Source organism: Marinococcus tarijensis, from assembly GCF_054971385.1.
The window spans coordinates 1-25,204 of the sequence record NZ_JBQOJA010000037.1 but is presented as its reverse complement, the minus strand read 5'-3'; the positions used below and the strand labels follow the sequence as shown (position 1 = coordinate 25,204).

The window sequence follows — 25,204 nt, the reverse complement described above, 5'->3', positions numbered from 1 at the left end:
CTGCATCATCAATATAAATGGTCGCTCGCCGGATAATGGAGGGGGTCACCCCAACATTAGACATAGAACCTTTTTTTCCTTAAAATCGTAAAATGTCTGCTATTTTTTGCAACACCCTCAGCGTGGTGGTAGAGTAGAGTTAGCATACTAACGAAAAAACTGATAACAGCAAGGATATGATATTATACTCAAGGAGACTGAGCTATATTGACCGAAAAGAAAACGTTAGAATTACAAGTGAATGAAATGAATGACATACAGCAGCTGTTTGGCCCAAACGATGTGCACATTGAGCGGCTTGAAGAAAAGCTGAACGTCTCGATTATTACCCGGGGCGGCTCGCTGATCGTAGAAGGAAATGAAAAGCAGGCAGCGCTGGTCGAAGAAGTGATTGAAGCTTTGGCGAGGCTGCTGAAAAAACGGGTGCGGATTTCAGAACGGGATGTTGTCTATGCCGCGCAGCTTGCCGAAGAAGGAAAGCTTGAAAAGCTTGAAGATCTATTTCAGGAGCAGATCGCTGTAAATGCCGAAGGCAAGCCAGTAATGATTAAAACCTTAGGGCAAAAGGAATATATCGACCAGATCCGTCGTAAAGACATGATATTTGGCGTTGGCCCGGCAGGTACAGGGAAAACCTATCTGGCGGTCGTAATGGCGATAAATGCTTTAAAAGAGGGGCGGGTAAAGCGGATTGTACTAACCCGTCCGGCAGTGGAGGCTGGAGAAAGCCTCGGATTTCTTCCGGGAGACCTGAAAGAAAAGGTGGATCCATACCTGCGTCCGCTGTATGATGCCCTGCATAATATTTTTGGGGCGGAGCATACACAGCGGTTAATGGAGAGAGGAACGATTGAAGTAGCTCCCCTCGCGTATATGAGAGGCCGGACGCTGGATGATGCTTTTGTTATTCTTGATGAAGCCCAGAATACGACCAAAGAACAAATTAAAATGTTTTTAACGCGGCTCGGCTTTGGTTCAAAAATGATCGTTAACGGGGACCTCACCCAGATTGATCTTCCTAAAGGCCAGCAGTCAGGTCTGAAGGTGGCAGCACGCATCTTAAAAAATATTGATCATATTGGGTTCGTTTATCTTGAGGCCACGGATGTTGTGCGGCATACACTCGTGCAGCAGATTCTTGATGCTTACGAACAGGAGGAAGGCGATCCAAAGCGTACGCTGAACCGGCCGGACAAACCAACAAACAACTAGTCAGGGGTGGACAGGTGTGAGTATTGAAGTAGATATGGTGGATGAAACGGAACGAGTAGAACCGAAGCACTGGGAGTTGGTGAAAAACATCCTGCAGTTCGCATGTGAAGAAGAAGGAGTCGTAGAAGGCTCGGAGGTTTCTGTAAGTTTTGTGGATAATGAAATGATTCAGGCGGTCAACAGAGAATACCGGGAGATCGACCGGCCGACTGATGTGATTTCATTTGCGCTGAATGACGATGAAATTCAGCCCCAGGCCGAAGGCATACCGAACCTGCTCGGAGACATTATTATCAGCGTCCCTAAGGCGCAGGAGCAGGCTGGGGAATACGGCCACTCGTTTGAAAGAGAACTGGGCTTTTTGGCCGTTCACGGCCTGCTTCATTTGCTTGGATACGATCATATGGACAAAGAGGAAGAAGATAAAATGTTTTCGCGTCAGGAAAGGATTCTTGAAGCGTATGGATTACCGCGATAAGTCGGTGCCTAAACGCTGGAAGGACGGCTTTATATTTGCCGGAAAAGGTATCCTCCTTGCCTTCCGGGAAGAGCGTCACATGCGTTTTCACGTCTTTTTCGGTCTGGCAGCCGTTCTTTTGGGATGGGTGTGCGGCATCGCTTTATGGAAGTGGACCATTCTTTTGCTGGCAATTGCCGGCATGCTCGTGCTCGAGATGGTTAATTCAGCGCTGGAGCGTCTGGTAAATTTAGTATCTCCGGAATGGAATAAAACCGCGGGAGATGTCAAAGACATTGCCGCCGGCGCGGTACTCATTTACGCTGTAGTTGCTGTCATCATCGGTGTGATGATTTTTATGCCTTTCTTATGGGAATGGCTGAGCTGACAAAGGAGGAAAAACATTGGCTATAGAAAACGAACTGCTTGAACGGGCTAAACAGGCAAGAGAGCAGGCGTACGTCCCGTATTCCAAATTTCCGGTAGGAGCGGTTTTTGTAGGAGAGGACGGCGAGTGGTATGAAGGATGTAATATTGAGAACTCCTCGTATGGATTAAGCAACTGTGCAGAAAGGACAGCCGTGTTCAGCGCGGTGCGCACGGGCATGCGAAGTGGGAAGATGGTGGCTGTCATCGCCGATACGAAAGGACCGGTTGCTCCGTGCGGCGCCTGCCGGCAGGTGCTTTCTGAGTTTCTTCCTAAGGATGCCCGGATTGTATTGGGCAACCTGCAGGGCGAAATGAAAGTAACGACGATGGAAGAGCTTCTCCCGGGAGCGTTCGGCCCGGAAGATTTATAGTATGAAAGCAGGAAAGAAGAGGGAAAAAAATGAGTGAATCGTATCATTCCGGATTTGCCGCTTTAATCGGGCGGCCCAATGCAGGTAAATCCACATTAATGAATCAGGTGCTTGGCCAAAAGATTGCGATCATGAGTGATAAAGCACAGACAACAAGAAATAAAATCCAGGGTGTCTACACGACGGAAGACTCCCAGATTGTTTTTATCGATACCCCGGGCATCCACAAGCCAAAGCACAAGCTTGGCGACTTTATGGTTCGTGCGGCTCTGCAGACGCTGAACGACGTTGATATTATTTTATATTTGATCGATGCGTCAGAGTCATACGGCCCCGGCGAGGAATATATTATCGAAAAACTGAAGCGGACAGACACGCCGGTATTTTTAATCGTTAATAAGATCGATAAAGTTCATCCCGACGAACTGCTCAAAGTGATCGCGAGCTATTCCGAACGGTATGATTTTGCCGAGGTAGTGCCGGTTTCTGCGTTAAACGGCAATAATGTGACGACACTTCTCGAAGAACTTACCAAATATCTTGAGGAAGGGCCACAGTTTTATCCGGAAGATCAGGTCACTGATCACCCGGAACGGTTTATCGTGAGTGAACTGATACGTGAAAAAGCGCTGCAGCTCACTCGCGAAGAAGTTCCGCACTCGCTCGCCGTCGTTATCGATGAAATGAAAGAACGGGAAAACGGGGCGGTGTATGTGGCAGCTACGATTGTTGTTGAACGCCCGACCCAAAAAGGCATTATTATCGGCAAGCAGGGCTCAATGCTTAAGGAAATCGGGCAGCGGGCCCGGGCAGACATTGAGTCGATGCTAGGCTCGAAGGTGTTCGTGGAGCTCTGGGTGAAGGTGGAAAAGGACTGGAGAAACAGCGCATATCTGCTTCGTGAGAATGGATATCGCGAAGACGAATATTAAGAAATCGCCTGGGAGCGGAGGAACAGCATGATTCAGAAAACAGAAGGAATTGTTTTGCGGACTGCTTCCTACGGGGAATCCAATGTAGTGTTAACAGTTTATACAAGAGAGCACGGGAAAATGGCGATGATGGCCAAAGGGGCAAAGAAGCCAAGCAGCCGACTGCGCTCGATCTCCCAGCCGTTTGTCTACGGAACGTTTGTTTACTATCCGGGCAAAGGAATGAGAACGCTCAGTCAGGGAGACGTAACGGATTCATTTCGCAGCGTGCGTGAAGACATCGTTCTTACCTCCTACGCTTCCTATTTGTCCGAACTTCTTGATAAAGTTACCGTGGACCAGGAGCGAAATCCTTACCTATTTGAGCTGTTCTGGCAGCTTCTGCGGCGTATCGATGAAGGTGAAGATGCTGAAGTGCTTATCCGTCTCTTTGAAGTGAAAATGACTGCAGTGGCAGGTATCCAACCCGTAATCGACCGCTGCGTGAACTGCGGGCGGCAGGAGGGAACATTTCATTTTTCCATCCGCGAAGCGGGCTTTCTCTGTCATCATTGCTGGGAGATCGATCCATACCGTTTCCGTGTCCAGCCGAAAACGGTGAGGCTTTTGCGGACGTTTTTCTACATTGATGTGCACCGGATCGGGTCTGTTTCTGTATCGGCCGAAACGAAAAAAGAGCTGAAGGATGTGCTGAACAGCTATTATGATGCGTATGCAGGTATTCATTTAAAGGCAAGGCGTTTTCTGGAGCAGATGGAAAAGTGGAACGTCGAATGATTGCTTGACACACTCGCAAATGTTAAGTACTATTTCAATACAATCATAACGATGCGCAGGGAAGGAAAGTAGTAGCAATCTTCTTCAGTCTTAGCGAGTGCAGGATAGTGAAAGCTGCACGCTGACCGGTTGTGAAGGCGTTCTGGAGCGCAGAATGGATAAAGCGGCTTTTCGGCTATAGTGCCGAAAAAGCAAGTAGGGTGGAACCGCGGTAATAACCGTCCCTATACCTGAGTGACAGGTATAGGGACTTTTTTAATGAAACAAATGAAAAGCAGAAGGGATGTTTAACATGGCAATGAATATTCAGGAAATGATTTTAACATTGCAGAACTACTGGGCGGACCAAAATTGTATTATTATGCAGGCCTACGATGTGGAAAAAGGAGCGGGGACGATGAACCCGATGACATTTCTGCGCAGTATCGGACCCGAGCCGTGGAACGCAGCATACGTAGAGCCGTCGAGGCGGCCGGGTGACGGACGCTACGGGGAGAACCCGAACCGTTTGTACCAGCATCATCAGTTTCAGGTAGTCATGAAGCCTTCGCCGGATAACATCCAGGAACTGTATTTAAAAAGCCTGGAAGCCATCGGTATTGACCCGCTTGCCCATGATATCCGCTTTGTGGAGGACAACTGGGAGGCTCCGACGCTGAGTGCCTGGGGCCTTGGATGGGAAGTCTGGATCGACGGCATGGAAATTACCCAGTTTACGTATTTCCAGCATGTTGGCGGCATGGATGCCCACCCGGTGACAGCTGAAATTACATACGGCATTGAACGGCTGGCGTCGTATATTCAGGACAAGGAAAACGTATTTGACCTGGAATGGGTGCAGGGCGTTTCGTACGGAGATATGTTTTTGCAGGCGGAATACGAGCATTCAAAGTATTCGTTTGAAATTGCAGATAAAGAGCTTCTGTTGAATCAGTTTGCCGCAAGTGAAAAGGAAGCAGAGCGGGCTATTGAGGAAAAACTGGTGCTCCCTGCCTACGATCACGTGCTGAAATGCTCGCATTTGTTTAATCTGCTCGATGCCCGCGGGGCGATCTCAGTGACGGAGAGAACCGGATACATTGCACGTGTGCGCAATCTGGCAAGAAAGTGCGGGAAAGCGTATTATGAAGAACGGGAAAAACTAGGATTTCCGCTACGGAAGCAGGAGGCGATGAACGATGACAACTAATCATTTTTTACTCGAAATCGGCGTGGAAGAAATGCCTGCCCGCTTTGTGGAGGGTGCGGTCAAGCAGCTGAAGGAAAAAACGGAAACCTGGCTTCAGGAGCAGCGGCTAAGCTATAGCACCGTGCACATGTTTTCTACTCCCAGACGGCTGGCGCTCCGGATTGAAGACCTGGCCGATTATCAGGAGGACATGGTCGAAGAGGCCCGTGGACCGGCCAAAAAGATCGCTCTCACAGAAGACGGGGAATGGAGCAAGGCTGCTTTAGGTTTTGCCAGAGGCCAGCAGGTCGATACGGAGGATCTGTACTTTAAAGAAATGAAGGGCACTGAGTACGTTTTCGTGGAAAAAGAACACAAGGGCCGGCCGACCTCAGAACTGCTGCAGGAGATGGAGACAATTATTACGTCTCTCGCTTTTCCGAAAAATATGCGCTGGGGAAGTCATGAACTCCGCTTTGTGCGCCCGGTTCAATGGCTCGTGGCGTTGTACGGAGAGACAGTGATCCCATTTACGATTACAGACCGCACAGCCGGCAATATTTCTTACGGACACCGGTTTTTGGGGAATGCCATTACTATTCATAGGCCGGAAACGTACGAGCAGCAGCTGAAAGAGGAGTACGTGATTGCGGATGCGTCTGAAAGGTCAGAATTAATTCGCAGCCAGATCGAAGAGATTGAAGCGGAAAACAGCTGGCACATTCCAATCGATGATGAGCTGCTTGCCGAAGTGAATCAGCTCGTGGAATACCCGACCGCGCTGCATGGCTCATTCGATGAAGCGTATTTGGACATTCCGCGGGAGGTGCTCGTTACATCGATGAAAGAACACCAGCGGTATTTTCCGGTGGAAAATGATGAAGGCAGTCTCCTTTCGTATTTCATTACAGTACGAAACGGTAACGCCCGGCACCTTGACCAGGTCCGAAAAGGAAATGAGAAGGTACTCCGGGCGCGTCTGGCGGATGCCCAGTTTTTCTATGACGAAGATCAGAAAGTGTCGCCGGAGGAAGCGGTGGAAAAATTAAACCACGTAATTTATCAGGAAAACTTGGGTACAGTCGGTGAAAAGGTAATGAGAGTGGAGGCTGTCAGCACCCGGCTGGCAGAATACCTGCAGCTGGACAGCACGAAGGTGCAAAATGTTAAGCGTGCCGCTCATATTTCCAAATTTGACCTCGTAACGTTAATGGTGGACGAATTCACTGAACTCCAGGGAATTATGGGAAGAGAATATGCCCGGATGGCAGGAGAAAACACCGCGGTTGCCGAAGCTATTGCAGAACATTATAAACCAAAGTCCGCAGGCGATGCTCCCCCGGAAAATGTCGAAGGTGCGGTCATCAGCGTGGTGGATAAAATGGACACTATTGTTTCGAGCTTTGGTGTAGGGATGGTGCCGACCGGGTCCCAGGACCCTCACGGGCTGAGAAGACAGGCTGCAGGTATTGTCCAGACAATTACCGGACACCGGTTTCCGCTGACGGTTCAGCAGCTGATCGTTCTGGTGATGGATGAAATCAAAGAGCGTTCTCTTCTTCAGCGGGAAGAAGCGGATGTCCTGAAGGATCTCGAAGAATTCTTTACCCAGCGCGTCCGCCAAAAGCTGCTTGATGAAGGTGTCCGTCACGACATTGCGGATGCTGTGCTGCTTCATCTTGACGAAAGAATTGACGTAGTGACAGAAAAAGCCGGATTTATTCAAGCGCGTGCTGAAGAAACAGACTTCAAAGAAACGGTGGAAGCACTCAGCCGGGTGACCAATATCGCAAAAAACACAGACAGTGGTTCGGATATTCAGACAGAGCTGTTCGAGGCGGAAGAGGAGCGAGAGCTTTACGAAAAAAGCAAAAGCTTGGATCAGCAGCTCGATGAAACGCTCGGGCAGGCGGATGTCGCCGGTGCGTATCAAGCGCTTCAGGCAGTTACGCCGGCCATCAATGCCTACTTTGATCATGTTATGGTTATGGCTGAAGACGAACAGGTAAAGCAGAACAGACTGCAGCAGATGGCACTGTTATCCAGGGAAATTGAACGGTTCGCCCGCTTTCGGAGCATTGTTTTTTCATCGTAAAACAATACATCCGTGCGAAGCGCCGATGAAGGTGGGGAGTCACTATCGAATTAACAGAGCGTCAGGAAACCATCCTGCAGATTGTTAAAGACAATGGGCCGATCACCGGGGAGCACATTGCAGACAGGCTTTCACTGACGAGAGCCACTTTGCGCCCGGATCTGGCTATTCTTACAATGTCAGGATTTTTAGAAGCAAGACCGAGAGTAGGATATTATTACACTGGGAAAACGGACACCGAAGAACTGAACAACCAGCTGCAGAAATTAACCGTCAAGCATTACCAGTCAATCGCGGTGGTCGTCTCGGAATCAGATAGTGTGTACGATGCCATCTGCACCATGTTTCTTGAAGATGTCGGTACTCTTTTTGTGGTGGATAAACAAGGTTATCTGGCCGGTGTCCTTTCAAGAAAAGATCTGCTGCGGGCAAGTCTTGGCCGCCAGGATACAGAAGCAATCCCTGTAAGTATTATTATGACAAGGATGCCCAATATCACGATCTGCAAAAAAGAAGATCTGGTCGTTTATGCAGCAACCAAGCTGATTGAACGCCAGATTGATGCACTGCCGGTAGTAAAAGATGCCGGTGGTGAAAAGTATGAAGTGGTCGGCAGGGTCACAAAGACGAATATAACTAAAGTATTGGTGGATCTGGCCAATAACCAATTATTTTAACCCGAGGAGGCAGACATGACCACAAAACAAGAGCGTCCAGTAGTATACGTAGTGTCCGATTCGGTAGGAGAAACAGCTGAACTGGTAGTGAAAGCCGCTGCGAGCCAGTTTGGGGAAGACGGGATGGAAGTGCGCCGTATTCCGTACGTTGAAGATGAGGGGACGGTGGAGGAGGTCATTCAGCTTGCCAAGGAAGCGAAAGCGATGATTGCGTTCACGCTGGTGATCCCCGAGATCAATCAGTACCTCCGGGAGCACGCGGAGGAGGCCGGCGTAGATACTGTTGATATTATGGGACCGGTACTCGATAAGATGGTGACGCTCACGAACCGGCAGCCAAGATATGAACCCGGTCTCGTATATCGTCTGGATGAAGATTATTTCCGAAAGGTGGAAGCGATTGAATTTGCGGTCAAATACGATGACGGCCGTGACCCCCGGGGAATTGTCCGGGCGGACATTGTGCTGATCGGCGTATCGCGAACCTCGAAAACACCTCTTTCCCAGTATCTGGCTCATAAGCGCCTGAAGGTGGCAAATGTGCCGCTGGTTCCGGAAGTGGATCCACCGGAGGAATTGTTTAATATTTCGAGTGAGAAATGCATCGGGCTGCGGATCAGTGCCGATAAATTAAACCGGATCCGTTCAGAACGACTGAAAGCGCTCGGGCTGAGACCGGAAGCAAACTATGCGAGCATGGGACGTATCCAGGAAGAGCTCGACTATTCAGAAGAGCTGATGAATAAAATTGGCTGTACAGTCATTGATGTATCCAACAAAGCTGTGGAAGAAACAGCCAATATTATCTCCAATATGTTTCAGCAGCGCTAGGGGAGGATCAGCATGACGAAAAATGAATCCACAGTGTATGTGGATGCTGATGCATGCCCGCATAAAGAAACGATCGACACGTGGGGGGCAGGCAAAAGCATGCGGATCGTTTTTGTAGCAAGCAGTGCCCACGTATCAAATAAAGTGTATGAAGCAGAAACCGTGATGGTGGAAAATGAACCCGAAGCGGCGGATATGTATATTTGGAACCACGTTTCTGCCGGGGACCTGGTCATTGCCGATGATCACGGCCTGGCAGCGATTGCTCTTGAAAAAGGAGCGGCGGTTCTCTCTTTCCGGGGGAAACGCTGGAAAAAAGGCGATGAAGAATGGCTGCTAGCCGGCCGGTATGCCGGTGTGCTGGCTAAACAGGGAAAGCACAGAGTTAAAGGGCCTAAAGCAATATCACTTGAAGAGCGCCAGCTTTTTTTTGAAGGCCTGGAGATTTTTGAAGCAGGCGGCAGTGAGTCCAAATGGTAATAGGCTCATCAGGGAGGAAACAAAGTGGCAGCGTTTATTCCAGAAGAAAAAGTTGCTGAGATTCGGGAAAAAACAGATATTGTCGAAGTCATCAACGATTACGTACAGCTAAAAAAACAGGGGAGGCATTATCTCGGCCTGTGTCCTTTTCATGGGGAAAATACCCCGTCATTTTCTGTTTCTCCGGAACGGCAGCTGTATCATTGTTTTGGCTGCGGTGCCGGCGGCAACGCCATAACTTTTTTGATGGAGCACGACGGCCTGACATTTGTGGAAGCCATTCAATCCCTTGCAGCCAAAACGGGCACGGACCTGCCCGAGCTCGAAGATCAATACCCTGGTGAACGGGAACAGCACCAATCCAAAAAAGAAGCGCATCAGATGGCGGCCAAGTTTTATCATCATCTGCTGATGAATACAGAACAGGGGAAAGAAGCGTATGATTATTTAACCGCCCGGGGCATCAGCGAAGAGATTATTGAAGAATTCCAGCTCGGCTATGCACCGGAGAGAAACAACATGCTTGTCCAGCTGCTTGAAAAAAGGGAGTACAACCTGGAAGAAATGGAAGAGGCCGGACTGATTCTCCGCCAGGAATCCAGCTGGCAGTGGAATGACCGTTTTCGCGGGCGGGTGATGTTTCCTATTCATAACCAGCGTGGTCAGGTTATTGCCTTTGGCGGCCGCGCGCTCGGGGAAGGGGCGCCAAAATATTTAAACAGCCCGGAAACGCCCATCTTTTTAAAGCATGAAACGCTCTACTCGTTTTCCAAAGCCCGCCAGGCAATCCGCAAACAGGATGAAGCTGTCCTGTTCGAAGGCTATATGGATGTTATTGCTGCGTGGAAAGCAGAGGTGAAAAACGGGATCGCAGGTCTTGGTACGGCTTTTTCTAAACGGCAGGCCGAGCAGATTCGAAAAGCGACAGACAAAGCGGTAATTGCTTATGACGGGGATAACGCCGGGCGGGCGGCGGCTTGGAAAACCGGGGATATTCTTGAAAAGCAGGACATCGATGTGCGGGTGGCGATGTTTCCGGCGGGTATGGACCCGGACGACTATATTCAGGAGTACGGGGCAGAAGCATTCAGGACCCAGCTGTCAGAACGTGCAGTTCCTTTTATGTCCTTTAAAGTTCAGGAGCTGCGTAAAAATAAAAACCTTCAAAATGAAGGAGACCGTCTTGCCTATATCGAAGAAGTACTCCGGGAAACATCTATGATCAGCAGTGCTGTAGAACGTGAATTTTACATGAAGCAGCTGGCAGAAGAATTTGACCTGTCGATGGACGCTCTTCGTGAAGAAGAACGCAAGGTACAGAAAAAGGAACAGCAGGAAAAGGCAGCAAAGGCTCCTTCGTCTGTGGAAGCAGGAAAACGGTGGCGGAGCGGAGCGCTTCCGAAAAAACAAGTGTCGATGCGTCCGGCCTATGAGAATGCTGAACGGACCCTCCTCGCCTTTATGCTTCAGAACCGGGAGGTTGCCGATGAGGTTAAAGAGCGTATTGGGGGAGAATTCAACATTGATGCCCATACAGCTCTCGCAGCATATTTATATGCTTATTATGACGACGGCCATGATCCTGATGTAAGCCGGTTTATGGAATACGTTGAAGAGCAGGAGCTTGTAAACCTGGTGTCTGAGCTGATGCACCTTGACATCCCGGCAGAAATATCAGATAATGAAATGTCTGACTATGTTGAACAGATTAAAATTCGACCAAAACGGGAAGAATTACTGCAAAGGCAGAAACAGCTTAAAGACGCTGAAAGAAATGGTGATTCAGAAACAAATCAGCGACAGTTGCTGACAAGAATTATGGAATTGGTGATGCAGTTGAAGAAAAACTAGCCTGAAGCAATTTGCTTGCGCTTTTCCTTTGTGGTTGATAAGATATGATCACGATAGAAGGGAAGCGTGCCAGTTTGATGTGCACGCTCTTTCTATGTGCCTGCCGTCCTTTCAACCAGCTAAGAAAATACCAGGAAAAGAAATCGTCGGCACAGACAATTGCGGGCATGTAAAGAGACAGGGTAGGATTCAAGGTGTGAAGCTTGGAAGGAGGGAGATCGAATGGCGGAAAAACCAAGCCGTCCGCTGGCGGAAGGTGAAATGTCGGTCGATCAGGTAAAAGAACAATTGCTCGAAACGGGCAAAAAACGTGGAACGTTAACGTATGCAGAAATAACAGAAAAACTCTCCAGTTACGACCAGGATTCTGAGCAAATGGATGAGTTTTTTGAATACCTTGGTGAACAAGGCGTTGATATTATCAACGAGGGAGAAGAAGTTCCAAGCATGGAACAGGTGGAAAAAGAAGACACCCTCGACTTGAATGATTTAAGCGTCCCTCCAGGCATTAAAATTAACGATCCAGTCCGGATGTATTTAAAAGAAATCGGCCGTGTGCCGCTTCTTTCTGCGGAGGAAGAAATTAATCTTGCCACTAAAATTGAAGAAGGCGACGAAGAAGCAAAACGCCGTCTCGCAGAGGCCAATCTTCGTCTGGTTGTTTCGATCGCAAAACGTTACGTTGGGCGCGGCATGCTTTTCCTCGACTTAATTCAGGAGGGAAACATGGGTCTGATCAAAGCGGTGGAAAAGTTTGACCACAGCAAAGGGTTCAAATTCAGTACGTACGCTACGTGGTGGATCCGTCAGGCAATCACCCGTGCTATTGCCGACCAGGCGAGAACGATCCGTATTCCGGTGCACATGGTGGAGACGATCAACAAGCTGATCCGCGTGCAGCGTCAGCTGCTGCAGGACCTTGGCCGTGAGCCGCTGCCTGAAGAAGTTGCCAAAGAAATGGATCTGACTCCGGATAAAGTAAGGGAGATTCTTAAAATCGCCCAGGAGCCAGTATCGCTGGAAACTCCTATCGGTGAAGAAGACGACTCTCATCTTGGTGACTTTATTGAAGACCAGGAAGCGATGGCACCGTCGGATGCAGCAGCTTATGAACTGCTGAAAGAGCAGCTCGAAGATGTGCTTGATACGCTTACGGACCGCGAAGAGAACGTTCTCCGTCTCCGGTTTGGCCTTGATGACGGACGCACCCGTACCCTCGAAGAGGTGGGTAAAGTGTTTGGCGTGACAAGAGAGCGTATCCGTCAGATTGAAGCCAAAGCGCTAAGAAAGCTTCGTCACCCGAGCCGCAGCAAACGATTAAAAGATTTCATGGACTAATGAATTCATCATAGATACGAGGGGACGCATGCTTCTAATAAGCAGGTGTCCCCTTTTTTTATTTTACATAGAAGAGAGAGGAAAATATGAAAAAAGCTGTATTGCCGGACAGACTGGCAGTTATCATGGAACAAATTGACCAGGGAGCGGTGGTCGCAGATATTGGCACGGACCACGGACTGGTTCCGGTCGAAGCAGTTGTACGCCGGGAGGCGGAGCATGCAGTAGCAGCAGATGTGAATGCAGGTCCGCTCCAGGCTGCATCGGACTACATTGCCTCCTGCGGGTTAACAGGTAAAATTGACACCCGCCTCGGGAGTGGACTCACTGTCCTAAGAGAAATCGATCATATTGATACAGTAGTTATCGCCGGGATGGGCGGCACGCTGATCACAGAAATTTTAGAGCAGGGAAAGACGCACCTTCGCTCTGTGCAGAAGCTGATTCTTCAGCCCAACGTCTCGGCGGGACGGATCCGCCAGTGGCTGCTCGACAATGGCTGGAGGCTTACCAATGAGCGTATTCTGAAGGAGGACCGCCATGTGTATGAAGTACTGACGGCAGTGCCGGGGGAAGCAGAAGCGCCGTACCTGGAAAACCGGGAGCCATTTGAAAAACAGCTGTTGTTCGGCCCGTATCTGCTTGAGGAGCGGAACAATGCTTTTAAGGATAAATGGATGAGGGAAAAAGATAACTGGCAGCAGATTTTACAACAGCTGGCAAACGCCGTTCCGACAGAACAGACAACGGCAAAGAAGCAAAAATTAAACCAATATATTACATGGGCTGAGGAGGTTATTACATGAATACTGTACGTGACATTATCCGGGTATTTGAAGAATGGGCGCCGCCGTCGCTTGCTGTGGAAGGCGACCGGGTGGGCCTGATGATCGGGGACTGGAACCAGCCGGTAACAAAGGTGCTTACCACGCTTGATGTATCCGAAGAGGTGGTGGATGAAGCTGTTAAAACAGGGGCAGAGTTAATCATTGCCCACCATCCGCTGCTTTTTCGTCCGATAACGTCGCTCGATGTGGCAAAGGGACAGGGACCGGTAATTGAAAAGTGCATTAAGCATGATTTAACCGTCTATGCCGCGCACACGAACCTAGACATTGCTCCCGGGGGCGTGAATGACATGATGGCAGAGGCGCTTGGTTTAACGAACACGGAGGTGCTGGCTGTGACAGGCGAAGACCAGCTGTATAAGCTGGTGGCCTTTGTACCGGAGTCCCACACGGAAGAAGTAAGACAGGCGTTGGGAGACGCGGGCGCCGGCTATATCGGCGGGTACAGTCACTGCACATTTTCCGCTTCGGGGACTGGAACATTTATCCCCGGGGACGGCACGGACCCTTTTTTAGGCGAACAGGGAAAAATGGAGTTCGCGGACGAAAAGCGGATGGAAACAATTGTGCCGGCCTCTCTCCGGCAGTCCGTGGAGGCTGCGTTAACCGCTGCTCATCCGTATGAAGAACCGGCGTACGATGTGTATTCACTGGCCCTTCCAGGAGAGCCTTACGGACTCGGCAGAGTGGGGGACCTTCCGGAGGAAATGACGCTTGAAGCGTTTGTGGAGCGGGTGAAAAAAAGCTATGATGTGCCATTTGTGCGCGTGGTGGACGGAAAAGCCGACCGTGTCAAACGTGTGGCCCTGCTCGGAGGCGATGGCAACAAATACTGGAAGCAGGCGCTTTCGAAGCAGGCGGATGTGTACATTACCGGCGATATTTATTTCCATACAGCCCAGGACGCAGCGATGGATGGCCTGACGATGTTAGACCCCGGCCACCACGTGGAAAAAATCATGAAAAAAGGCGTGCAGAAGGAAATGCAGCAGCGCAGTCAGGACCGGCTGCAGGTGGAATGGCTGGCTTCTTCTCTGTCCACTGAACCATTCCGGCTGGCCTAATGGAAAAAATCCCTCCGCTTGAGCGCGGAGGGACTTTTTTATGATTTTGCTTTGATTTTTGGAAGAATTTTTGATTTATCGATATGAGACTCGGTGTCCCACGTGGATGAATCGTTTGGATCGTACTGATCGATAAACAGGATAACTTCCTTCGTAATTAGCGTTGGTGTGGAGGCACCTGCTGTAACCCCTACAGAGTTGACATTTTCAAGCCAGCTTAAATCGAGCTCGGTTAAGTTACTGATCCGGTACGCAGTGGTGCCTGCGACCTGCTCGGACACCTGGGCGAGCCGGTTGGAGTTGTTGCTTTTCGGATCGCCGACAACGAGAACGAGATCTACATCCTTTGCCTGCTCGGCCACTGCTTCCTGGCGGACCTGGGTGGCATTACAGATTTCGTTGTGCACTTCTGCGTGTGGATAAATTTCTCTCGCCCGGTCCATAATGTCGGAAACGTCCCATTGGCTCATCGTCGTCTGGTTGGTCATAATGATCCGTTCGGACTGGATGTTTAAGCTTTCAAGATCATCGAGTGTCTCCACTAAATGCACGATATCCGGAGCGACACCGACAGCACCTTCCGGCTCCGGGTGCCCTTTTTTGCCAACATAGATAAACTCATAGCCCTGGTCCCGCTTTTCCCGTATTAAGTCATGGGTGACGGTAACGTCCGGGCAGGTGGCATCAATGGTCGTCAGTCCTTTTTCTTCGGCAAGCTCGCGTACTTCCGGAGAAACGCCGTGAGCTGTAAAGACGACTGTTCCCTTATCCACCTGCCGCAGTATTTCAAGCCGGTTGGGCCCGTCGAGGGAAATGACTCCTTCTTCTTCAAATGCGTCAGTCACGTGTTTATTGTGTACGATCATGCCTAAAATATAGATTGGGCGCGGAAGCTCCTGGTTGCCGGCGGCTTTTTTCGCCATTACCATTGCATCGACAACGCCGTAGCAGTATCCCCGTGGTGAAATTTTAGTTACTTCCATAAAGGCCTCCTGTTTCATAATTTGAACCGTGAGGTCTTGCGTGTACGCGCTGACTTTACGTATGCAGTCATGTAAAACGATTCTGGATTCATTATACTACCTAAGTGGCCGGTTGAAAAGAAAGGACGGCTGGCTGGATGCATTCCTTTAATATTTTGTGGACAGAAGCAGTGGAGAAGCTATGGTTTCTATTTTAACTATGATAAAATATGGAGATGCAAAAAATGCGTAAATGAAAAGAGAGTTAGGTGAACAGCGTGGAAAATCGCTTTAAACAATACAATATTCCGGCATATGCCCTCAGGCTGCTGGATAAAAAACGAATTCAAAAACCAACGGATATTCAGGAGAGGCTGATTCCTTCTGCGATTAACGGCAGGGATGTTATCGGCCAGTCACAGACCGGGTCTGGGAAGACGCTTGCGTACCTGCTGCCAATTCTGAGCAGAATTGACACCTCCAAGGCGGAGGTGCAGGCAGTCATTACTGCGCCTACACGTGAGCTCGCCGGCCAGATTTTCGGTGTCCTGAAGGAAATTACGGATGAAGACGAAACATCTTCGGTACGTGCCAAGCAGGTATCCGGGGGGACAGACCGCTCCAGAGTAATGGAGCAGCTCCGTAACCCGCCGCACATTATTGTAGCCACACCGGGCCGGCTGAAGGACATGGTCGGAGAAAATGTTATCAATGTACACACCGTCAGCATGCTCGTCATTGACGAAGCAGACCAGATGCTTGATATGGGCTTTTTGGAAGAAATTGATCCGGTGGCCGGGAAAATGGCAGATAACCTGCAGATGATGGTATTTTCTGCAACGGTACCGGAAAGCCTGCAGCCGTTTCTGCGCAAATATATGAACAATCCCAAGCATGTGCACGTAAAGCCGGAGCATGCAACGCCAAAAGAAATGACGCATTACGGCATCGCGCTCAGACACCGCAGCCGTCTTGATGTGACAATGGAGCTGGTGGACCGGCTGCAGCCGTTTCTCGCCATCATATTTGCAAGCACAAAGGATGAAGCGGATGAACTGGCCGGAGAGATGTTTAAAAAACAATACCCGGTAGAAGTGCTGCACGGCGGTCTGCCTTCGCGGCAGCGCAAACAGGTTATGAAACGTATTCAAAACCTTGAGGTCCAGTATCTGGTAGCCACCGACCTGGCTGCCCGCGGCATGGATATTCCGGGCATTTCTCACATTATTAACTACAGCCTGCCCAAGGAACTGGAATACTTTATTCACCGGACGGGCCGTGCAGGGAGAGCCGGACTGACAGGGGAATCGTACACTCTGATGGGAGAAGAAGACCGCAAAGCCGTGCTTTCTCTTCAAAAGCAGGGCATACGCTTCACGTTCATGGACTTTCGTAAAGGAGCATGGACGGAGCTGTCCAAACCACTGTTTGCCTCTAAGCAAACGAAGCGAAAGCCGGCACCTGCTCCTGACTCCATGCCGGTGAAAAAGCCGAAAAAAGTGAAGCCGGGCTATAAGAAAAAAGCGATGGCAGACCAGACGGCGTCCCGGCGGCACAAACGAAAATAATAACTGAGGTGATGACTGTGCTTTTAGGCTCACATGTATCCATGAACGGAAAGAAAATGCTTCTTGGCTCAAGCGAAGAAGCGGCTTCGTACGGAGCGACGGCGATGATGATCTATACAGGAGCGCCGCAGAACACCCGGCGTAAGCCTATTGAAGAATTAAACATTGAAAACGGGCACGCCCACATGAAAGAAAACGGCATCGAAGAGGTAGTGGTCCATGCGCCGTATATTATCAATATCGGCAATACGACCAAACCGGAAACATTTCAGCTGGGCGTCGATTTTCTGCGAAATGAAATCAGCAGATCCGAGTCGCTCGGGGCAAAGCAGATTGTCCTTCATCCGGGCGCGCATGTCGGCGCGGGAACAGAAGCGGGCATTAAAAAAATTATTGAAGGCTTAAACGAAGTCATTTACCCGGACCAGAAGGTTCAGATCGCACTTGAAACAATGGCGGGCAAAGGCTCGGAGTGCGGAATAAGCTTTGAAGAGCTTTCGGAAATTATCAGTGGAGTAACTCACAACGATAAACTGAGTGTCTGCTTTGATACGTGCCACACGCATGATGCAGGCTACGATATCGTGGGGGATCTGGACGGCGTGCTAGAGTCGTTCGATCATTATGTCGGCCTCGACCGGCTGAAGGTGCTTCATATTAACGACAGCAAAAACGAACGCGGGGCAGGCAAAGACCGCCACGAAAACATTGGTTATGGCTATATCGGCTACAACACGCTGGCAGAAATTGTGCACCACGAGGCGTTTGCTTCTGTGCCTAAAATACTGGAAACACCTTATGTAGGCACAGACAAGAAAAACAAAAAACCACCGTACAAGCATGAAATTGCGATGCTCAGGCAAAAAGAATGGAAGGCGGGCTGGCGGGATGAATTAATGCCCGCGGAAGTATAAATGTCTTTTGCATGAATGTATCCCGCATTCATGCTTTTTTATTTTGGAGCTTCAGGAAAAGGTATCCTCTTATAAGGACAGTAAAAAGCACGCCCCGCATGAATGCATGTACAGGGCGTGCTTTTTTATTCGTTGTTCATGTCAAGAAATCTCGATGCCCACTCAAACAATACCAGCTGGCTGTTAACGGCGGGCTCTCCGGGCTCAGGCTCAACGTAATGATAATAACCGCTGCTGTCCTGCTCCCTTGCCTTCACATTATCCTGCAGGATCAGCTCCAAAATGGCACTGAGCCGCTTTTTTAAAATAGGCTCATAGACAGGAAACATGATTTCGATTCGTTTTTCCATGTTTCTTGTCATCCAGTCAGCCGAGGACAAATAATAGTCGTTACGGCCGCTGTTGGCAAAATAAAAGATACGGGTATGCTCAAGGAAACGGCCCACGATGCTGCGCACAGTAATGTTTTCGCTTACTCCGGGGATGCCTGGCTTCAGGCAGCAGATGCCGCGGACAATAAGCTCGATACGGACGCCGGCCTGCGAGGCTTCATACAGTTTAATAATAAGATCTTTATCTGTTAACGAATTCATTTTGGCAATAATGTGGCCGCCTGCGTCCTTTTGATGGCAGTCGATTTCCTGCTGGATCAGGTGGAGAAGCTCATCGCGTATACCGTCCGGAGAAGTGCTGATTTCATTCCAGGACGGCTGCTGGGAAAAGCCGCTTAAATGATTAAAGAAGTTAGTGGCATCTTCACCGAAGGAAGGACGGGTCGTAATCATGCCCATATCAGTATACACTTTAGCGGTGGAATCATTGTAGTTGCCGGTACCAAGGTGCACATACCGCTTAATGCCGTCTGCTGTCTTCTTGACGATCAGTACAATTTTACTGTGGGTTTTCAGGGAAGTGATGCCATAAATGACGTGAACCCCGGATTTCTCAAGCGTTTTCGCCCATTGTATATTATTTTCTTCATCAAAGCGTGCTTTCAGCTCAACAAGGACTGTTACCTGCTTCCCCTGTTCAGCAGCTCTCGCCAGCGCGGCAATGATGGGAGAGTCCCCACTGACCCGGTAGAGAGTCTGCTTTATAGCTAAAACGTCCGGATCGTCGGCAGCTGAGGAAATAAAGTCGATAACAGGCTGGAACGATTCGTAAGGGTGGTGCAGCAAAATATCCCGGTCGTCGGAAGCATCAAACACATCAGCTTCGGCAATCAAATCCTCCGGCGGCTGGGGAATAAGCGTTTCGTAAACAAGGTGCTCCCATTCCGGCGCAAGTTCATCGCAGAGCGGAAATAAAAAGGTTAAATCGATCGGCCCCTTCAGTGTATATACGTCGTCCGGGTGAATCTCGAGGGCTTCAAGCAGGAACTCCAGAATGTAGTCATCCATCATGCCGTGCTGGCATTCCAGACGAACGGCGGCTCCCCATTTGCGTTTTTTTAATTCCTTTTCAATTTCCCGGAGCAGGTCGCGGGCGCCTTCCTCATGAATGGTTAAATCCGCGTTCCGGGTGATCCGGAACGGAGAAGCACTTAAAACAGTAAACCCTTTGAAAAGCATATGGATAAATTCCGCAAGTACCTGTTCAAGCAGAATGTACTCCCGGCTGCCGTCGGATGACGGAAGCACAAGGAAGCGGGGAAGCACCCCGGGCACCTGTACAATGGCGATGCTCTCTTTTTCACCGCCGGCTTCTTTCTGCAGACGGACGGCCAGGTTCAGGGACTTGTTTAAAAGCATGGGAAACGGACGATAGGCATCCACAGCCATCGGAGTCAGCACCGGCATAATGCTGGACATAAAATACTCCTGGACATATTCATACTGGCCGCTGTTTAATTCAAGCGTTGAAAGAAAGCGGATATTTTCGGAAGCTAACAGCGGAACAGCCGTTTCCGTAAAAAAGTGATCCTGCAGCCGCACGAGCTCTGAATTTTTTTCAGTGATGGCTGACAGCTGCTGCTTCGGCGTAAGTCCGGCTTTATTTTCCGGCTTATTAAATCCTGCTTTCACCTGGTCTTTTAATCCTGCCACCCGGACCATGAAAAATTCGTCCAGGTTGGAGCTGAAAATTCCTAAAAACCGCAGACGTTCAAGGAGCGGATTATTTTCATCAAGTGCTTCTTCAAGCACCCGCTCATTAAAAGCCAGCCAGCTGATCTCACGGTTGTTGTAATATGCTGGGTTTTCAAGGTCAATGTATGTCTGTGTCGTTTCAGTCATGGTAGAATCCGCCTTTCTTTACACCCTGGTCACTCCTGGGCCAATTGTATCAACGAAATGTTAAGCGCATGTAAAGATTCACGAAAAAAGCATTGTTCACCTGGAAAATGCAGAAACCGGTGACTGTTCGTGGAAGTGAAGAACAATCCCGCGGTTGATCATTTTTTCCAGATGTTTTTTATACTTATCTGCTTTAGCTTCTTCAAAGGTGGAATTCATGCCTTCGCGGCAGTATATATGGAAGTGAAGCTCTTTGTTATTCCTTTCAACGCCAAGCCCCGAAACGATATTGCGGCGCGTGCGGTTGAGTGAGTACGAGAACTTTAAAATACTTCCAAGAAATTCGAGACGCTTCAGGCTGTTCTTCTGCATATAAGGCCGGAATGGTTTCACAAACTGTTTGAACATCGATTTAGATTTAAAGGAAGAGACAAGCGACATGGCGATCCGTTCCTCATGAGTAATCCCGTCGATGGAACGGTTGGTTAAGATATAAAAGGTATGCTGGCTGCTTGCTTCTGAGCTGATGTATTCCCCAATATAAAGAACCTGGGCCGCACGGTTCAGCAGGCGTTGGTTATCCTCATGCAGGTAGGATTTCGGGATATATGGCTCGAGGCTGTTGTACATCGAAGAAGCAATGTTTCCGACTTCATCCACGTAATCCGGATTAATCTCAAATTCCCGGTTCAGCTGGTAAAAGCTTTCCTCGATCACATCCGGAAAATGAGGATACATTTTATCCCGGAGCAGCTCTTCAAACAAAAGGCCATCACGGAGGCCCTTGTTGCTGATCAAATAGTAGGAGGCATCGATATGTTTATAGAGCTGGGAAATGATCCGGACCGCCGGAATAATGACGTCTGCCCGGTCTTTGGAAAGCCCCTCGATATTTTCCCGCTCGGATAAGCTTGATTTTTCAAGAAGCTCCATCGTTTCGGCAATATTATCACCGGTCATGGAATACTGATGCAGGCCGGCCAGAGGATAGTTGATGGAAGCCTGGTGCACGAGCACCATGTTCCGGGAGCTGCCGCCGATGCCGACGACCGGAAGGTTTTCTCCTTCTTCTTTCAGCCAGGACACTTTTTGAAATTGTTTTTCAATCCATTTGTTCATCTGCTTTAAGTTGCTGGAGGTGATTTTGTCATCGTCTGGAAGAAATTTCTGCTTTAATGTCAGGGCGCCGAAAGGAAAGCTGTGGGTGCGCACAAGCTCCCTGTTTTTAAACATAGTTACTTCTGTACTGCCGCCCCCGATGTCAATTGTGAGGCCTTCAGAAAGGCTGGTGGAATTCACTACTGCAAGATACCCGTAGGAGGCTTCCTCCTCCCCGGAGAGAACACGGATGGGAAAATCGATGCGTTCTTCAATATAATGCAAAACCTCTTCGCGGTTGGAGGCACCGCGAATGGCTGCGGTGGCCACGGCATGAATAGTCTGAACGTCGTGAAAGCGGAGGACTTCTTCAAACTGCTGCAGGGTATGCAGCAAAATGTCTCTTCCTTCTTCGGTAAGTGCATTCTGGTCGTTGATATGGTTGCTCAGGCGGGCGACGGTTTTTAAATTATGAAGCTCGCGGTATCCGCGTTTTTCGTCCACTTCATTAATTACGAGACGGATCGAGTTGGAGCCTATATCAATAACGGCGACTTTTTCCTTCGCTTGAAACATCTGCATCATTCCTTAGAATTGAATTTGATTTCGTTTGCCTGCTTTTCTACTAACTATCATACAAAGAATAACCATGAATTGTATATACGATTAAGCAAAGAAGATTTACAGAAGCAAAAAGGTTTTGTATACTTTTCCTATCAATAAATCGTAACGATTCCTAATTGTTTTTGGAAAGAAGGAGGCTTCCCGGTGGAAGATTCAACAAAGACGCTGCTTGAAGTGAACCATCTTTCGTTTCGCTACGAGTCAGAGCTCGTGCTTGACGATATTAATATGAATATAAACCAGGGAGATTTCGTAGGTCTGGTCGGACCGAACGGCTCAGGGAAATCTACGCTTGTCCGGGTGCTTTTAGGCCTGCACAAGCATTACAAGGGGGAAGTGTGCTGGTTTGGGACACCGGTACGCCAGTTTCACCAGTGGCCGAAGATCGGCTATGTTTCCCAAAAAGCGAACCGCTTTAACGCCGGGTTCCCGGTAACCGTATATGAAGTCGTAGCTATGGGGCTGTACGGTAAAAAGGGGCTGCTCCGGTTTTTGAATCGTAAAGACAAGCAGCGCATTCACGAAGCGCTCGAGCAGGTGGATATGCTCGGCTACAAAAAGAAAAATATGGGCAGGCTTTCCGGAGGACAGCAGCAGCGGGTGTTTATTGCGCGTGCCCTTGTGAGCGACCCGGAGGTGCTGATTCTGGATGAACCGACCGTCGGTGTGGATGCTGCATCCGCTCAGGCGTTTTATGAAAGGCTGAGTCACTGGAACAGGGAGAAGGGCATTACTCTTATCCTTGTCACCCATGATGTAGGAGCGATGACCAAATATGTGACAAAAGTAGCCTGCCTGAACCAGCAGCTTCATTTTCACGGAACGACACGGGAATTTGAAGAAAGTGATCTTGCCGGCGCTTACGGACACGATGTGCATATTATCCATCATGAGCACGATCACCATGCAGGAGGAGCCTGATGATTTTTCTGGAATTTGATTTTTTAAGATATGCGCTCATCATCGGCCTTATGATCGGCGCGGTCGCCCCGGCTGCAGGTGTGTTCGTAGTGGTCAGAAAAACACCGATGATCGCCGATGCGATGTCGCATACAGCGTTGACCGGCATCGCCTTTCATCTATGGCTCGCTTCCTTCTGGGTATGGCTCAGCGAATGGAATCCTCTTTATACCGGTATTTTATTTACGTTCATCGTGTCGTTTGTGATTGAGTATCTGCGCCGGCGGTTTCAAACGTTTCAGGAGCTTTCCATTCCGGTAGTGATGGCTTCAGCCATTGGGCTCGGAGTCGTTTTTATTTCTCTGGCGGATGGTTTTAATAATGATTTGTTTAACTATTTATTTGGAAGCATTCTTACGGTGAATGCCGAAGATGCGGTGGTAATTGGTGTTATTTCCGCCATATCGCTGCTGTTGTTTCTGCTGTTTTATAAAGAATTATTATTCCTGGCTTTCGATGAAGAACAGGCTGCCGTAAACGGCATTCCGGTGCAGAGAGTGAATTTATTATTTGCCGGCATCGCAGCGGTCATAGTTGCTTCTTCCATATCTATTTTGGGAGTGCTGCTCGTTTCTGCTTTAATCACCCTGCCGGCGGCGGCAGCGCTCCGCGTCGCTTCCACCTTCAAAAGTATGTTTTTATATGCGGTGCTTTTTGGGGAAACAGCCGTTCTGGCCGGCTTTTTTGCTTCATATTATTATGATCTGAGCTCAGGCGGCACAATCGCAGTCATTTCCTTTCTTATATGGACATTCGTTGTACTGGCTGAAAAAGCCACTGGACGAATACGTCAGCGTCCGTGGGAAGAGGCGAAATGGACGGATAAAGCAAATCAATAGCACAGAAAAGCGATCCTTGTGTAAAATAAAGAATAGAGAGTGACGGCTATGTTTGATATTAATTTTGTGGAACGAAGCATTATAGCAGCGGTGTTGATTGGACTGACGGCACCTTTGATCGGCTCGTTTTTAGTCGTGCGCCGGTCCTCGCTGATAGCAGATTCCCTCGCTCACGTTACCCTTGCCGGCGTGACGGCAGGAGTGCTCGCCGGTAATCTGCAGGCTTTTTGGGATATCAATCCGTTATACAGCGGCTTTTTATTTGCGTTTGCCGGCTCGTTGATCATTGAACGGGTACGTCACACCTACGGAGGCTTCCAGGAGCTAGCCGCCCCGATTTTAATGGCAGCAGCGGTAGGACTGAGCGCTGTATTTATGTCTATATCCGCTGACGGGGTGACAGAGTGGTACGGTTATCTGTTTGGAAGTGTAGTCTCCGTACAGATGGAAGACCTTTGGTTTATCGGAGTAATGACGATTGCCGCTCTCGGGCTGCTTGCGGCGTTTGGCAGGGAATTGATGTTTCTTTCCTTCGATGAAGAAATGGCAGCTGCTGCCGGGATACCAGTTAAAATGTTCAATGTACTGCTTGCTGTACTGCTTGCGATTGTTATTTCTGCATCGATGCAGGTGGTCGGCGTGCTGCTTGCCGGGGCGTTGATTACGCTGCCGGCAGCGGCCGCGATGCAGTGGGCCTCCGGCTTTAAACGAATGCTTCTGATTGCTGTTATTATCGGGGAAGCCTCCGTGGCGGCCGGTGTGACTGGATCTATATTTCTTGGCATTGCTTCTGGAGGCGGCGCTGTAGTGACAGCTGCTTTTATACTTTTTGCCACGTTAGTTCTCAGAGCATGGATTAACTGGAAAAGAAACAGGAGGCTTAAATATGAACGTCACCAAAGCGCTTAATATTATGAAGGATCAGGGATTTAAATATACAGCCAAGCGTGAAGAACTACTCCAGCTTTTTTCAGATGAAAAACGCTATTTGACAGCGAAGGAAGTACTGCATTCCCTGCAGAAAAACTACCCGGGAATGAGCGTGGACACTGTCTACCGCAACCTGTCCATATTCGAGGAGATGGATATTCTCGAGATGACAGAGCTTGAAGGAGAAATGCATTTTCGTTTTTCCTGTTCAACAACGGCCCATCATCATCACCTTATCTGCCTCGAGTGTGGAAAAACGAGAGAAATTGAGACATGTCCCATGGACTGGCTGAATGAAAATGTCGACGGCGGCTTTGAAGTAACGGGGCACAAATTCGAAATTTATGGGCTTTGTGCTGAATGCAAAAAAGCGAAACAAAAGGAAGCAGCGCCGGCATAATCATAGGTGCTGCAGCAATAACAGGGGAAACAAAAAGGTTCTATGTCTAATGTTGGGGTGACCCCTCTGTTATCCGGCGAGCGACCATTTATATTGATGATGCAATAACACTTTGGCCCGCAGGCGGTCGTACCGTTGGAACCCG

The 25,204-nt window shown here is 49.1% G+C and carries 24 protein-coding genes; 21 read left to right on the top strand and 3 right to left on the bottom strand.

Annotated elements, in window-relative coordinates; genetic code table 11:
- Positions 1 to 207 precede the first annotated feature (207 nt).
- From ACTTK7_RS15435 to ACTTK7_RS15365, 15 genes are all read left to right on the top strand, one after another.
- Positions 208 to 1,212, top strand: a complete 1,005-nt coding sequence (locus tag ACTTK7_RS15435; RefSeq protein ID WP_462868984.1) for a PhoH family protein — start codon at positions 208 to 210, stop codon at positions 1,210 to 1,212.
- A 16-nt stretch (positions 1,213 to 1,228) separates the two neighbouring features.
- Positions 1,229 to 1,690 carry an rRNA maturation RNase YbeY gene (ybeY, locus tag ACTTK7_RS15430; protein ID WP_462868983.1) on the top strand — a complete coding sequence of 154 codons (462 nt, stop codon included), beginning with the start codon at positions 1,229 to 1,231 and terminating at the stop codon, positions 1,688 to 1,690.
- Complete coding sequence (locus ACTTK7_RS15425; protein WP_462868982.1) at positions 1,674 to 2,057, top strand: diacylglycerol kinase family protein; 384 nt, start codon at positions 1,674 to 1,676, stop codon at positions 2,055 to 2,057. Before ybeY ends, ACTTK7_RS15425 begins: the two co-directional genes overlap by 17 nt.
- Positions 2,058 to 2,079: 22 nt before the next feature.
- The gene (locus ACTTK7_RS15420; RefSeq protein ID WP_462868985.1) at positions 2,080 to 2,469 is read left to right on the top strand and encodes a cytidine deaminase; all 390 of its coding nucleotides are present in this window, start codon (positions 2,080 to 2,082) and stop codon (positions 2,467 to 2,469) included.
- A 29-nt stretch (positions 2,470 to 2,498) separates the two neighbouring features.
- Positions 2,499 to 3,401 carry a GTPase Era gene (era, locus tag ACTTK7_RS15415; protein ID WP_091611883.1) on the top strand — a complete coding sequence of 301 codons (903 nt, stop codon included), beginning with the start codon at positions 2,499 to 2,501 and terminating at the stop codon, positions 3,399 to 3,401.
- A gap of 27 nt (positions 3,402 to 3,428) precedes the next feature.
- A complete protein-coding gene (recO, locus tag ACTTK7_RS15410) occupies positions 3,429 to 4,178 on the top strand; it encodes a DNA repair protein RecO (RefSeq protein ID WP_462868981.1) in 750 nt (249 codons plus the stop codon).
- A gap of 298 nt (positions 4,179 to 4,476) precedes the next feature.
- Positions 4,477 to 5,367 carry a glycine--tRNA ligase subunit alpha gene (gene glyQ / locus ACTTK7_RS15405; protein WP_322525941.1) on the top strand — a complete coding sequence of 297 codons (891 nt, stop codon included), beginning with the start codon at positions 4,477 to 4,479 and terminating at the stop codon, positions 5,365 to 5,367.
- The gene (gene glyS, locus ACTTK7_RS15400) at positions 5,357 to 7,441 is read left to right on the top strand and encodes a glycine--tRNA ligase subunit beta (RefSeq protein WP_462868980.1); all 2,085 of its coding nucleotides are present in this window, start codon (positions 5,357 to 5,359) and stop codon (positions 7,439 to 7,441) included. Before glyQ ends, glyS begins: the two co-directional genes overlap by 11 nt.
- A gap of 44 nt (positions 7,442 to 7,485) precedes the next feature.
- Positions 7,486 to 8,118 (top strand): helix-turn-helix transcriptional regulator, encoded by a 633-nt coding sequence (locus ACTTK7_RS15395; RefSeq protein ID WP_027847464.1) that lies wholly within the window; start codon positions 7,486 to 7,488, stop codon positions 8,116 to 8,118.
- A gap of 15 nt (positions 8,119 to 8,133) precedes the next feature.
- On the top strand, positions 8,134 to 8,949 hold the full coding sequence (locus ACTTK7_RS15390) for a pyruvate, water dikinase regulatory protein (protein WP_462868979.1): 816 nt from the start codon (positions 8,134 to 8,136) through the stop codon (positions 8,947 to 8,949).
- Positions 8,950 to 8,961: 12 nt separating this feature from the next.
- A complete protein-coding gene (locus ACTTK7_RS15385; RefSeq protein WP_462868977.1) occupies positions 8,962 to 9,429 on the top strand; it encodes a DUF188 domain-containing protein in 468 nt (155 codons plus the stop codon).
- Positions 9,430 to 9,453: 24 nt separating this feature from the next.
- Positions 9,454 to 11,280, top strand: a complete 1,827-nt coding sequence (gene dnaG, locus ACTTK7_RS15380; RefSeq protein WP_462868976.1) for a DNA primase — start codon at positions 9,454 to 9,456, stop codon at positions 11,278 to 11,280.
- 222 nt (positions 11,281 to 11,502) lie between these two features.
- Positions 11,503 to 12,618 carry an RNA polymerase sigma factor RpoD gene (gene rpoD, locus ACTTK7_RS15375; protein ID WP_022794962.1) on the top strand — a complete coding sequence of 372 codons (1,116 nt, stop codon included), beginning with the start codon at positions 11,503 to 11,505 and terminating at the stop codon, positions 12,616 to 12,618.
- An 86-nt stretch (positions 12,619 to 12,704) separates the two neighbouring features.
- On the top strand, positions 12,705 to 13,424 hold the full coding sequence (locus ACTTK7_RS15370) for a tRNA (adenine(22)-N(1))-methyltransferase (protein WP_462868975.1): 720 nt from the start codon (positions 12,705 to 12,707) through the stop codon (positions 13,422 to 13,424).
- Positions 13,421 to 14,530 (top strand): Nif3-like dinuclear metal center hexameric protein, encoded by a 1,110-nt coding sequence (locus ACTTK7_RS15365; RefSeq protein ID WP_462868974.1) that lies wholly within the window; start codon positions 13,421 to 13,423, stop codon positions 14,528 to 14,530. Before ACTTK7_RS15370 ends, ACTTK7_RS15365 begins: the two co-directional genes overlap by 4 nt.
- A 38-nt stretch (positions 14,531 to 14,568) precedes the next feature.
- On the opposite strand, the gene ACTTK7_RS15360 is transcribed toward ACTTK7_RS15365, so the two are convergent.
- Positions 14,569 to 15,513 carry a 4-hydroxy-3-methylbut-2-enyl diphosphate reductase gene (locus ACTTK7_RS15360; protein WP_462868972.1) on the bottom strand — a complete coding sequence of 315 codons (945 nt, stop codon included), beginning with the start codon at positions 15,511 to 15,513 and terminating at the stop codon, positions 14,569 to 14,571.
- A gap of 257 nt (positions 15,514 to 15,770) precedes the next feature.
- Between ACTTK7_RS15360 and ACTTK7_RS15355 the strand changes: the two genes are divergently transcribed.
- Together ACTTK7_RS15355 and ACTTK7_RS15350 are read left to right on the top strand one after the other, a co-directional pair.
- Positions 15,771 to 17,060: a DEAD/DEAH box helicase gene (locus ACTTK7_RS15355; protein ID WP_462868971.1), complete on the top strand. Its 1,290-nt coding sequence runs from the start codon at positions 15,771 to 15,773 to the stop codon at positions 17,058 to 17,060.
- A gap of 11 nt (positions 17,061 to 17,071) precedes the next feature.
- On the top strand, positions 17,072 to 17,974 hold the full coding sequence (locus tag ACTTK7_RS15350) for a deoxyribonuclease IV (protein ID WP_462868970.1): 903 nt from the start codon (positions 17,072 to 17,074) through the stop codon (positions 17,972 to 17,974).
- A gap of 125 nt (positions 17,975 to 18,099) precedes the next feature.
- Here ACTTK7_RS15350 and ACTTK7_RS15345 read toward each other — a convergent pair whose 3' ends face one another.
- Together ACTTK7_RS15345 and ppx are read right to left on the bottom strand one after the other, a co-directional pair.
- Positions 18,100 to 20,208 (bottom strand): RNA degradosome polyphosphate kinase, encoded by a 2,109-nt coding sequence (locus ACTTK7_RS15345; RefSeq protein ID WP_462868969.1) that lies wholly within the window; start codon positions 20,206 to 20,208, stop codon positions 18,100 to 18,102.
- Positions 20,209 to 20,304: 96 nt separating this feature from the next.
- On the bottom strand, positions 20,305 to 21,882 hold the full coding sequence (ppx, locus tag ACTTK7_RS15340) for an exopolyphosphatase (RefSeq protein ID WP_462868968.1): 1,578 nt from the start codon (positions 21,880 to 21,882) through the stop codon (positions 20,305 to 20,307).
- A gap of 192 nt (positions 21,883 to 22,074) precedes the next feature.
- Here ppx and ACTTK7_RS15335 point away from each other — a divergent pair, with 192 nt between their 5' ends.
- The 4 genes from ACTTK7_RS15335 to ACTTK7_RS15320 are packed head-to-tail and all read left to right on the top strand — an operon-like array spanning position 22,075 to position 25,059.
- Entirely contained in the window at positions 22,075 to 22,851 is a 777-nt protein-coding gene (locus tag ACTTK7_RS15335) for a metal ABC transporter ATP-binding protein (RefSeq protein WP_462868967.1), read from the top strand.
- A complete protein-coding gene (locus tag ACTTK7_RS15330; RefSeq protein WP_462868965.1) occupies positions 22,851 to 23,729 on the top strand; it encodes a metal ABC transporter permease in 879 nt (292 codons plus the stop codon). Before ACTTK7_RS15335 ends, ACTTK7_RS15330 begins: the two co-directional genes overlap by 1 nt.
- Before the next feature lie 48 nt (positions 23,730 to 23,777).
- The gene (locus ACTTK7_RS15325; RefSeq protein ID WP_462868964.1) at positions 23,778 to 24,638 is read left to right on the top strand and encodes a metal ABC transporter permease; all 861 of its coding nucleotides are present in this window, start codon (positions 23,778 to 23,780) and stop codon (positions 24,636 to 24,638) included.
- Positions 24,616 to 25,059 carry a Fur family transcriptional regulator gene (locus tag ACTTK7_RS15320; RefSeq protein WP_462868963.1) on the top strand — a complete coding sequence of 148 codons (444 nt, stop codon included), beginning with the start codon at positions 24,616 to 24,618 and terminating at the stop codon, positions 25,057 to 25,059. The genes ACTTK7_RS15325 and ACTTK7_RS15320 overlap by 23 nt, the downstream gene beginning before the upstream one ends.
- Positions 25,060 to 25,204 lie beyond the last annotated feature (145 nt).